This window comes from Caballeronia arationis, assembly GCF_001544975.2.
Classification (GTDB): Bacteria; Pseudomonadota; Gammaproteobacteria; order Burkholderiales; family Burkholderiaceae; genus Caballeronia; species Caballeronia arationis.
This window is the reverse complement of record NZ_FCOG02000170.1, coordinates 1-10,909: the sequence shown is the minus strand read 5'-3', so window position 1 is coordinate 10,909 and position 10,909 is coordinate 1. Positions and strand designations below refer to the sequence as shown.

General features: G+C 56.8%; 7 protein-coding genes and 2 pseudogenes. 1 reads left to right on the top strand and 8 read right to left on the bottom strand.

All coding sequences use genetic code 11. From position 1 onward, the window contains the following. Nucleotides 1-297: pseudogene (locus AWB81_RS37405) on the bottom strand (hypothetical protein); the annotation flags it as partial. A 1,748-nt stretch (nucleotides 298-2,045) separates the two neighbouring features. On the opposite strand from AWB81_RS37405, the gene AWB81_RS37395 reads away from it, so the two are divergent. After that, nucleotides 2,046-2,354, top strand: a complete 309-nt coding sequence (locus AWB81_RS37395; protein WP_143753613.1) for a hypothetical protein — start codon at nucleotides 2,046-2,048, stop codon at nucleotides 2,352-2,354. Nucleotides 2,355-2,853: 499 nt separating this feature from the next. Here AWB81_RS37395 and AWB81_RS45250 read toward each other — a convergent pair whose 3' ends face one another. The 7 genes and pseudogenes from AWB81_RS45250 to hfq form a co-directional block, all read right to left on the bottom strand. After that, nucleotides 2,854-3,090: a phospholipase D-like domain-containing protein gene (locus AWB81_RS45250; protein WP_144444304.1), complete on the bottom strand. Its 237-nt coding sequence runs from the start codon at nucleotides 3,088-3,090 to the stop codon at nucleotides 2,854-2,856. Nucleotides 3,091-5,862: 2,772 nt separating this feature from the next. After that, complete coding sequence (locus AWB81_RS37390; RefSeq protein ID WP_062643011.1) at nucleotides 5,863-6,690, bottom strand: CHAD domain-containing protein; 828 nt, start codon at nucleotides 6,688-6,690, stop codon at nucleotides 5,863-5,865. A 635-nt stretch (nucleotides 6,691-7,325) separates the two neighbouring features. Further along, on the bottom strand, nucleotides 7,326-7,412 hold the full coding sequence (locus AWB81_RS48590) for a DUF3562 domain-containing protein (protein ID WP_327373200.1): 87 nt from the start codon (nucleotides 7,410-7,412) through the stop codon (nucleotides 7,326-7,328). A gap of 1,188 nt (nucleotides 7,413-8,600) precedes the next feature. Then, a complete protein-coding gene (locus tag AWB81_RS37370) occupies nucleotides 8,601-9,164 on the bottom strand; it encodes an arsenate reductase ArsC (RefSeq protein ID WP_062643004.1) in 564 nt (187 codons plus the stop codon). 491 nt (nucleotides 9,165-9,655) lie between these two features. Continuing rightward, entirely contained in the window at nucleotides 9,656-9,856 is a 201-nt protein-coding gene (locus AWB81_RS37365) for a DUF3562 domain-containing protein (RefSeq protein WP_062643002.1), read from the bottom strand. 59 nt (nucleotides 9,857-9,915) lie between these two features. After that, nucleotides 9,916-10,291: pseudogene (locus AWB81_RS37360) on the bottom strand (type 2 periplasmic-binding domain-containing protein); the annotation flags it as partial. A 194-nt stretch (nucleotides 10,292-10,485) separates the two neighbouring features. Next, nucleotides 10,486-10,800, bottom strand: a complete 315-nt coding sequence (hfq, locus tag AWB81_RS37355; protein WP_087135455.1) for an RNA chaperone Hfq — start codon at nucleotides 10,798-10,800, stop codon at nucleotides 10,486-10,488. Nucleotides 10,801-10,909: the final 109 nt, after the last annotated feature.

Here is a 10,909-nt window from a genome sequence, read left to right as displayed (position 1 = left end):
GAGCACCAGCGTGTCGTTCCTGACAGCGTCGGCACTCGCGACGGCGAGGCCACACAATTGCACAGCGATGTCAGAAAACTCGTGCCCCGGGTCAAAGCCCAGCGCGTAGGGTGAGCGGTGGCCCAGCTGATAAGAGGCACCAGTTCGGCCGAAATTGATAATCGGCGGAGCGGGCAGTCCGATGGCGTTTGTCGCACCGCCGCCGGGCGACGTGCCAGTGAAATTCGACAGACCAAAGATGGTGTCGTAGGAGCGGTTCTCGAGCATGAGAACGAAGACGTGCTGAATTTGCGACATCGCGGCCCCTTGAAAAGGCTAGCGTGCAGGGATGTGACCACAGGCAGGGCTCGGCCACGCTGCCCGTCTCGATAATAGTCCGACGCCTCAGACGGCACAACGTTTTGGACTCTTCCAAATTTTCCACGTCACTCTGTCGTGTCACGTGGGTTGGGCCTCAAGACTAGACGAGAGCCGCTCCAGCTTTCCGGGGCATTTAGCGCGGCCTGCGGTCGTCGTAGTGAACGAGGCCCGCAGCCCGAGTCCCCTCACCTTGAGGGTTAGCTCGCTGAGGCGAGTGTAGCGGCGAACACCTCGAACGGAAAAACGAAACGCGTCCGTGGGACCAGAGCTGTTCTTCAGGCTGTCGACAATAGCGTCGACCTGGCGTGGAAAGTCAACAGCCCCTTCGTTCATTAGAGTCAGAAAGCGTAGGCAGCCTGATTCGCGCAAATCCACTTGCGATGCAACTGCCAGGCATAGAGTACGAACCGCTCGTGTATAGTCGGCACCGATGATGCTTGGCAGTCAATAGCCGGAGCTGTGAATCGGGGAACCTTCTTATCTCGTGTCGCCGGGGCGGTTCATCTCGAAATTTCGAGCAGAGCCGGCAGCGTCATGGCTTTGCCAGGCTACGCTTCGCCGAGCGGCGCAAAGAAAGCTGAGAGCAATTCTGCGAGGTGCCAAAGCGGGCAGGGCTGCCGACAGTATCCATCGAATCCTTGTCTCCGCAGTGTCTCAACGCGTTCAAACTGGGCGGCCCCGCTCATTGCGAGCAATAGCCTTGATTCGTTTTCAGGTGCATCGTGCAAGCCCCTGATGAACGAGGACTGTCCGAGAGGCACCAGCCGGGTGTCAAACAAGACGGCCTGGGGCTGCCATGCTCGAACGATGGCGCCGGTGGTCGACATGTCATGCCCGTGTATTGCCGCGAAACCTTTGATGCCAAACAGCAGGGCAAGGGAGTCGCCGACGGCCCTATCCGAATGAGCTACCAAAATCCGGCGGCAGCTGACGTGAGTCAGCAACCGCTTGGGGCTCCAAACGCCATACTCACATCCTGCTGCATCGATATGCCATCCGGTCATGTGCCTGCCCTCGCTGGCACTTTGGCCGAGGAGTAACGCTGGCCTTAGATGCCCAGTGTTGCGGGTCTGCGCAATCGCTACGATAGACTACTCCGAAAAACAACGTGCGGTGTCCCGCATCGATGTTTGTTCACCGCTGTCGAACGCATGATGACGGTTTTGAAATCAGCTGAACCGCGCGGTTCTTAAAATTCCTAACTCCCGGGATGACACACCTATGATTGAACGTCGTGAATGAATGTCTGCGCGGCTTTCCGCAGGCGCCATAGTCCGCCGGAAAGACAGGACTTGAAGGAAAACGCTCCATCGAGCGCCGGCACGAACCAATCGCTCAACTCAGGCCATGCAGCCGACGCGGCTCAAACCGCTTGAGACTTAAGCGACGACCAAACCGCATTGTCGACGGTTAGCTGAACCCACCTTGCAATGTCTTTTGCTACGCGCAAGTGACGTCAAAGGTAAATCTGACAGATTGTCCAAAATAAAATTATGGCGTTTGCGAAAACCCGATTGCGCTCAATCTTCGGCGGCAGTAGCCTATGAGAATGAGAGACGCACTGCACGGCGAGCTTCACCACACAGAAGGGAGCCCGCTGTAAAAATAGGGAAAGCTCTCATTAGAAAGCACGTTCGGCCAAAAGTGAATTTTTTGACCGATGTCCGACTTGCTGTATGGATTCCTTGGAGGCAATCATCACTCCCGACTCCATCGCTGCGTTGCTTATCAACCTTCAGGTTGACGAAGCGCTCATTCTGCCCATCGAAACAACTCTGCAGCAAGTCGAATGCGCGATGAAAACCGCGCGAACGCATACAACCCTGAAGCGATACGTCCTCGGGCAGCATCTCTGTTCGCAAGCCGGCCTGCAGTATCATCGAGTGTTGTGTTGCAGTGTCAAAGCTGCCAACGCACAACCGGCCGATGATTCGGGCGACGAATCCTCTTCGGACGAAAAGGCGTCGGCTCCGGCCGAGCGGGACGCCGCTTAAGCCATGGGCGGACGTCGTCGAGCGGCGAGCGTCCCTTACACAAGCCGCGGCTCCGAGGGAACTGACGTCGTGAGCTTGCTCACGCGTAGCGCGCACTTCCTTCGCGCGACATCCGACCGGCGTTTCCGTGAAAGTCAAAAGTCTGCCGCCGAAGGCAGCCGCCTCAACGACCCCGATGCGAGCGTTTTTGCGACTTGTGTCCTTGATGTCGGCCCGAAGGGCTGCGGGCGCCTCAGACACCAGACCTGGGTCAACCCTCGCTTTCGTCTTCCTCGTCGCTGCCGACTTCAGTACAGCGGGATTTCCCATAGCCGCGCCTATAGCCGACAAGCCCGCCGTTCTGGCCGAGATGAACGGCCCGTTACACGGTAGCCCCTAGAAGGAGGAAAGGCGAGCGACTGCGCTTGTCCGGTGGACTGCAATCGATTGGATGAGGACCAGTTGGGCACGACACAGAGCAACTCGGCGGCGCTGTCCTACCGCCACTCGACGACAAGGCTTATGACTGGGCCGCAGTGCCGCAGGCGTTTGTAAAGTCGGGACGATTAGAGTTAGCCGACGCAAATTCTGCGTTACCAAGCAGGCTGTTGTTGGTCTGGGCGCAGAGACCCGTGGACGTCCAGTTGATGGAGGCCGTCAGCACCGCAGTGGGTTCGCTTTTGCTGTTCAGATAAAGCATGAACTTATTGTGTCCGATGTGACTGCCATCGGGAAGGATGCGGTCGAGGACATCCACACCGGAATGGTGGAGCGCAGCCCGTGCCGGCTTGTTCTCCTTGTCCGGGTCGCCACTGTCGCTGTCGAAAGTATTCGACAGAATCAGATGCAGTCGCTTGTTGCCGATGCGGTGCGAAGTTCCTTGTAATGCCGCTCGTACAGGGCAGCGTAGCAGTTTCCGCCATCCTTGCTGGCTTCGACGAGCAGCGCCGGCAAGGCGGTCGTGAGGTCACTCGACAGGGACTAGGTGGCCTGTACGTTTGCGCATAAGCTTGAGGATTGAGTTGGCTGCGACGTCCGGCGGATTCCGGCCGAATCGGCAAACATTCATAGCGTCGAGCCACAGGGCGAGTCGCTCCCCGCCATGGCGGGGTTTCGCGGCGACCCGAACGCCGGCAAGAGCGGGCGGACCACGAGGCAGGCGCCTATCCCCAGGCACTAACGCACGAGGTGCCCATCAGCAAGAAGACAGGCGCGTCCGACGCGGGCGCGTTGCTGAAGAGGATAGCTGACCCCCAGGACTCGTTGCGCATTACATCATTGTTTGAAAACGCGATGCATTTCGTCGAAATGTCTCTCTCCATGTGAAAGCGCGCGATGCGTGCTGACCGTTTGTCGGGCAACCTTGAGAGCGTATGTAACGAATGCGTCAGATTCGAGTCAAAGAATGGTGGCAGCGTGGTGGAGCGCGCAAAGCCCTATCGCCTGCTACCACTCGATAACGGTTCTTGAGGTCTGGAAGCACGGCGATGTAGGATATCGGGATTTTCGTTAGAAATCATCAACCCGCCGCGACCATCGTGGCATCCGCGTTGCACGCGTTGGACGCGCGCCTCAGCGCCTCTTGACTTCGCCGCGTGCCACTTGAGAATAAGGCTTCGCTGCACGGCAACAAAAATCGAAGACACCACTCCGCCTCGTAGGAACGATTCGTCATCCAACCTGAGGTCCTTTCCGTCGCCTAGAAAGCCGTTCTCGAATCTATTTTTGATTTGCAACAAAAACTTAGCCTAGCTAGCCCAAGGTGACTGCATGGCATACGAAAATTTGCTCCAGAGCAATCAGGCACTTGTCGTCGTTACGATGCTGGCCTTCATCGTCGCGTCATTTGTCAGCAGGCGAGGCGGCGTTTGGGGTCATTCTCGGGCGCTCAAGAAAGCAGCGCGAGTTGAGGCCGCGCGCACGGCGGCCTTATTGGCGAGGTTGCGGTCCGTGCGCGGTCCCGGTCGGTCCTACAGAGGTAATAAATTTTGGCATGAGTTTCTCGCGGAACTGGAGGATGCGAATCGGGAAGACGCTCTTTCATGGGAAGTGGTCTTGGCGGTGACAGAGGCGGTGCAAGCAGAGACTTCTCGCGCGGCAAAACTTCGTGCAGCGACTATTCAAAGACCCCATGCCGGCCTGATAGCGCGCGCGAGCACGCGCTTTTCTCCGCGCCCAACACCTCGGGGGCAAAAATTGGCGCGATGGCGCGGTCGCCGAGCGCGTGAGATGCGCACTTCCGTGCATCCGTCAGATTCATCCCCTAAGGCTTGGCGCGAGAAGGAGCCTCGAACACGTCGCTCGTTCCTTATCGTCGCGACTGATGCCTAATAACGTCGCTTAGCCTGACGCCGTCTTCCGTCGGCCACTCGAATTCGGATTGAGTAATTCGCCACACTTGTGCCGACCCGGGTTCCTCCGCAGTAGGGGTCACGATTTCTTCAGCAACGTGAAACGCAATGATTTCGCGCAAGGTGACCTGCAGCGCGACCGCTGTCTGTGTGCGTCGAAACGGGAGCCACCACGACCCCGGCCGTCTGCCCTCGTTGTCTCGGAGTTCATTGATGAGCCAGGCTCGTCATGTTGAGTGGCGACGTGGAGAGACTTCCGGCAACTAGAACATCGCCTCCAGGCACGCTTGGCTGCGCGATGTTTTGATGAAGCGGCCGTAAAGGCGCGCGGTGATGGCCGTCGTGCGTGGCGCGCGTCATCGCTCTTTTGGCAGACTTATCGTCTACGCCTGAACAGACCGGTCGGGCGTCGTCGGGACTGGTATCTGATTTTTTCTCGTTTTGATTCGCGTGACTGTGGTTCGAGCGCCAACCTTCGAGCCTCGTCTGCCTGCGGCGACCTTTCCGACAAAGCGCCGTTGTTCCACATCCAGAGTGGCAGAACGGTCACGACGGCCCAATTGCCGATGTCTTGCACGACGACGAAACAGCGGTCGTCCGATTTACTATAGACAAGGCAAAAACGCCGGTTGGGCTCACCCTCCCCGAGTGGCACCCATCGACCTGCGTCCACCATTTCTCGAACAGACGTTGCCGAGAAAGTAGACCGTTGACTCACTCGTTCCTTTGCGTGAAGCGCAACCCACGCCCCTCGATTGCTGGACCGTCTCTTGGAGAAATGCATTTTGCCTCCCACGCATTGCTAGCAGTTCGGCAATCCAAATCCTTGTCAGGGCCCGTTGCATACGGGAAGGTGATTCTATCTCGCAGGCGAGTGGCCGCGGTTCAACACCACGCAGCGTCGGCCGAAATTCGACCGTGGCTATGGTTGGTCTAATACATCCTGCCGCCAAGGTGGATATATCAAGCCAGCGGAAGTCTGCTCAATGAGTTATCGTGTTTAATCAAGAATTCATCTTAGCGCCCTTGACGGGCATATGGCGCGCTCTCACATATTGACTTGTCGGCAGTTCGCAAGCACGGTGAGGCTGCCGAGCACTTATCAAAATCCGGCAAGCTAGCGCCAGCGTTGTCTAGGCAGCAGCTATGCCCCAACGGGCTAGCCTCAAAGGCAGTCGTCATAGCATCTTCGCAGCGGCCTTGGCCCGTCGCTTTTTCTCCTTCTTGAGCGACTGAATTGCTCTCCTAGCTGTCTTTTCATCCGGTATCGAACCAAGATTGCTCTGCAACAGTTCGCGACTTGCTACGACGTCATTAAGCGCGCCGAATCGCTTTTGCAGAAGCTTCAACTTCTTCATGCCCTTTCGCTGCTTCTTCTCGAGCAAGGGCTCAAAAAACTCTAGAAGGTAACGAACTTTCTTTCCAGCTTTGCGTACCCCATGGAACAGCGCGTAGTCTGAACGCTTCGCTCGCGAAGCGCGCTTCATACGCTTCCTCAGTTGCTCTTCGGCTGCGGCTACTCGCTTGCATGCGAACTTCTTCAGAGGCGTGCGCTGAGGTGCCGTGTTTAGCTCTTTGTTTGCCTCGCTCACTGCGTCGTGGAGGACATTCTTGATACTTGCATGTGAAAGCGTTTCTCGACTGGTTTTCAGAGCGGCATCGCGGCTCTGCTGAAGCGCCCCCGCCAGCTTTGGCTCGCCAAGTTCGGTCAGCAGCTCCATCAGAATGTCCCAGTCGCGAGTATCGCCGGCTGCGCTTGCGAGAAACTTGTATATCGCGCGCTGTTGGTTGTCAAAGTCTTTGTCCAGCATTGGGCGGTAAGCCCACAGTAGCGTGCGCAGGCGTCTTAATGCCACGCGAAGCTTATGTAGGACCTCGGCATCCGGGTCCGCATCGAGTGTGGACGCTTGCGTTATCGCTTCATGGACCAAGGGCGTCGCGTACTTGCCGAATTCTGTCTCCGCCGTTTGAACAGATGTGCTCTCAACTTGTGCTCTGTCGGTCATATGGTGTTCCTCTTCGTGAGTCACCGTTGTACGCATAAACGTACCGAGACATGTGGTCGTTTCGGACCGGAATTCTGATGCACCGGGAAGTGGCGTTTCGTAGCCAGAGTCGATGCAAGAAGGAGTCCGCTGTGAGAGACGGGAAAAACAAAGCCTGTGAGAGACGGGAAAAACAAAGCAACTCTTGCAAAGGTCCAATCGACGCTATGTTTACAGCAGTGTTATTGCCAGCGGGCGCAGCTCCATCTTTCCGTCCGTATGCTGTTACCACATCCTCTGCTTCCGGGGCTTCGCTCGGGACAAGTCAGAGAGGAGCCATTTTGCGACAGTCTCGGGTCTGTCCATCCCATAGTCGACGAATTTGATTTTTTCGTCGAAGTAGACGACGACCGTTTTACCCATGACGCGGTAGCGTCCCCGCACCCGGACTCCATTGAGTTCAATCTCGACCGTGGTCAGGTCGCCGCAGCTTGTTTCCATCGTATTCGCGCTTCATTATAGGGGCGTGGACCATACCCGAAGCCGGCGTGGAAAGTCGACCTTCGGGCGGCTCGTTGCTCGTTTTCTCGCAGAAGCGACTGGAACGCCCGCGCGCGGGGGGCGTCATCAAAAGCGCGTCTGGCCGTACCTAGCGCCTACGCAAAATCGCCTTTTAGTTGTTCGCGAACCCGTTTCGCGACAAACAATGGAATGAAGTCGTGAATCCGCGCGTCTTCTTTCAAACTGCGCCAATACGTCTGAATATCCCTTGGAAACAGTGTCGAGCGACGCCTGCGTGTCCTCTGCAATAGCTCGTACGACTTCCTCTATGTTCGGGTGAGCCATTTGAATGCTCCATCTTGAGAGTGGACGACGTCCAAGAGACGCGATTTAACTCGCACAATCGTTCGCGTTCCAATTGAAATCATCTATCGGTATTTTGTTTTTATTTCGTCAGATATTTTGATAATCATTAGTTACATACTTTAAAACTGCATCGCCTTTGAGGCTCTGTCTTTCGCGTGACCGAAACGGTATATACTCTTTTTTGTTCCGGATGAGTGTCTATGACTACGCCCCAAATTAAGGCCCCTACCAAGAAGGGCCTTTCACTTTCCGAAAACGCAGCGTTCTACCAAAGACAAAACCAAGAAGTCCGCACAGTCCGCGAAATCAAGCGTTCGTAGCGACGAGCAGACCGACGCGTCGCTCCCGCAGGCAAATCTAGAGGCGGGAGGTGGTGTCTCGGCAAAGCCGACGCCTGAAGCGAATTCGAAACGACTTAAGAACGATAAAGTGGTCCGCGACAGCGTCACAATGCCCAAGTCAGACCACGCAAGAATCGCAGCCCTCAAGCAGAAATACCTGGCAAACGGCCTACACGTGAAGAAAAGCGAACTGCTCCGCGCAGGCCTTCGGATGCTGGATTCCACACCAATCAAAACGCTGGTTGCCACGATGGGGGCATCGAACCTATGAAAGCGGGCAGCCCCGCCAAAACCTGAAAGACTAAGGTGCCTGTGGAGGTCGGCACCGGCGCATACTACCGTACGCGTTGCAGACACCGTCAGCAATATCGCCCCTGAAAAGCCTAGCTTTGGCTGCATGCCGCGCCGGGTTATCCACAGATTCTGTTGGCAAAGCTGTGGATATCCTGCGCAGTACGGCGGCAACGCTTTGAGCATGAACGGATTTTCGAGGGCTGCGCAGGCCGCGGCGTTGCCGCGACTGCCGCTGCTAGCATTACTCGACCACGATTCCAATCTAGGCCTACCGGTCTATCGTCGACAATTGGTCGCCCGTCGAGCCGGTTGAGTCGACCCGCGAATAGCAGTGATGGCTGTGTACCAAAAACCGAAACCTGGACGGCCAAGACTTAGAGGTTCGAAATCCGTAGCGATAAGTCGTGCGACCAGTCGGTCAAGCAGGCCTCAAGAAGTCTGACCGCCCGACACGTCGCCGGAATCGGGCTGTGATTTGGGCTCGTTCGTTTCCACAGCGGTCGTAGCGCCAATTGCTCGCATCTCGCGATGGATGGCGTTACGGTCCAGGACATTTAAAGGCAGATTCACAAACTGCCCAACGCGGTTGAGAATCTGTCGATAGACCCTGTCGAAGACTCGCCGCTTCTCATCTTCATCGCCCTCGAATGCGGTCGGGTCCTCGAACCCCCAATGCGCTGTCATCGTATGGCCTGGCCAAATCGGGCAGACCTTCTCCGCAGCGTGGTCGCAAACCGTGATAACAAAATCCATGTGCGGCGCGTCGTTGGTCGCGAATTCATCCCAGCTCTTGCTCCGCAGTTGCGAGAGGTCATAGCCAAGCGCCTCGCATCGTTCGATGGCGAAAGGGTTCACTTGGCCGCTGGGCAGGCTGCCAGCGCTGTACGCCCGAAACCGACCTTTGCCCAGCACGTTGAACAACGCTTCGGCCATCAGGCTGCGTGCGCTGTTTTTGGCAGAAAGGACGAGAATCGAAAACCCTTTGTCGCTCATGCGAGACTCCGAAAGTGTCCGGCTGTTTCTCGTCGCTCAACGATATCGCGCATTGCCCGCGTATTGAAGTCCCAACTTCACAGCTGATTCGGCAGCAGTCGTCGGACGCCGGCGTTGTCACCGCGCCGGGACTCGTTTCGGTCATTGAAGCGATACCCTCATCCAGCAATTTGTAGTCGCCGGCGCTGGATGGTGCGGCCTTCATCGAGGGGATGGCGCGCTTCGAAGATGACAGAAGCTCCCAAGGGAAGCATAGAACGCCACAGGGCTAGCTGCGGGCAAATTTTCTGGCAACGACGCGGCAGTACCATTGCGTGAAACTTGGCATCAGCCGGTCGAGTCGACGCGTCGGCGTCGTGAAGTAGAGTGCAGGAGGACTAGAATCCACGTACCGAGGAAGGTTCTGTGAGCGAAGCGCTGCACCGGCTGAGATAGCCCGACGCCGCGAGACGTGCGCGGCCCCACTGCCAGTTACAAAATACCAAGGTCCGTTACAGGGTAACGGCTGCAGGCGCACTTTCCAGATTTGCTCGCACTCGCCTTGCCGCCAAAAGCGTGACGTAATCGAGCACTCTTGCGTCTTGCGAGAATTCTTCGATGGTATCCGTGTACATCTTTGTTACGGCCTCGGGCAACGTGTGCGTGTCCGCTGCGATTGACCGGACTGTTTCGTCAAAATTTGATTGTGTCATCTACGCTCTCGGTTTCATTTACGCTGAGAATTCCCCGCGCATGCATTCACTTGCTAAGGTTACTCGGCAAGCGGTTTCCCGACCGCATCCTTTATTTTGACGCGCCATCGCGAGCGAATTTCGGTAACGACGGAACTGGGAAGGGTGATGTCGTCAAGACTTTGCGCCGCCTGCTCTCCGTTCTTGAACGCCCAATCAAAAAATTTCAGCGTTTCTCGGCCATGTTCGGGCTTGTCCTGCCTCATGTGCAGCAAGACAAAAGTCGCACCGACAACGGGCCACGCATCCTTGCCAGGCTCGTTGGTCAGAATCTGGTAGAACGATTTGGACCAGTCGGCACCTGCCGCCGCGTTGAAGGTGTCTGTGTTGGGAAACCACCGTACCCGCCACGTTCTTCATCGCCGCGAACGTCATACGATTTTGCTTCACATACGCCCTGGGGCTGCAAACGTGCTGCCCGCGCCCGTGATGTCTGCCGTGTGGGTCGCCGAGGCGAAGAGCATGCTAGCCAGGCTAGCGAACGCGAATCCTCCGGCGCACATAATCCGTCCCACGCAAAGCCGTGTATGCGATTTGTAAAGAATAGACCCTAGTTATGACAAAGCGGTGACAACGGCCCCGGCCTACTGCTAGTCAGTCGTCCGCCGCCGTTTGTGCGAGATGTCCGTCGTTCGCTGCACGCCTCCGCTGCGCGACGGCGCCGAGCGCGTTCGCTCGCTCGCGGCCTCGCGCGCCTTGCCGGTGTCTTCCTGAATGGTCGAGATGGCGTGCTTGTAGACCGCTTGGCTTCCCGCCGTTGAACTCAGGATTATGAGATATCGGTCATACGACTCGATGAACCCGACGAGTTTTATGCCGTTCACAAGAAATACGGCGACTCTTTTTCTCTCCTTCCGGGCTGCATTCAACATCTCATTCTGGCAATTCTCTGACTCAAGATTCATTTTTGGGCCATCTGTACCGGCTCGGATTGTCTGGACACGGGTTTGCAACTCAGGCGGCCTCTTTCATGGTGGCTGCGTGACGGGCTTCATGGGGTGACATAAAGCCCAG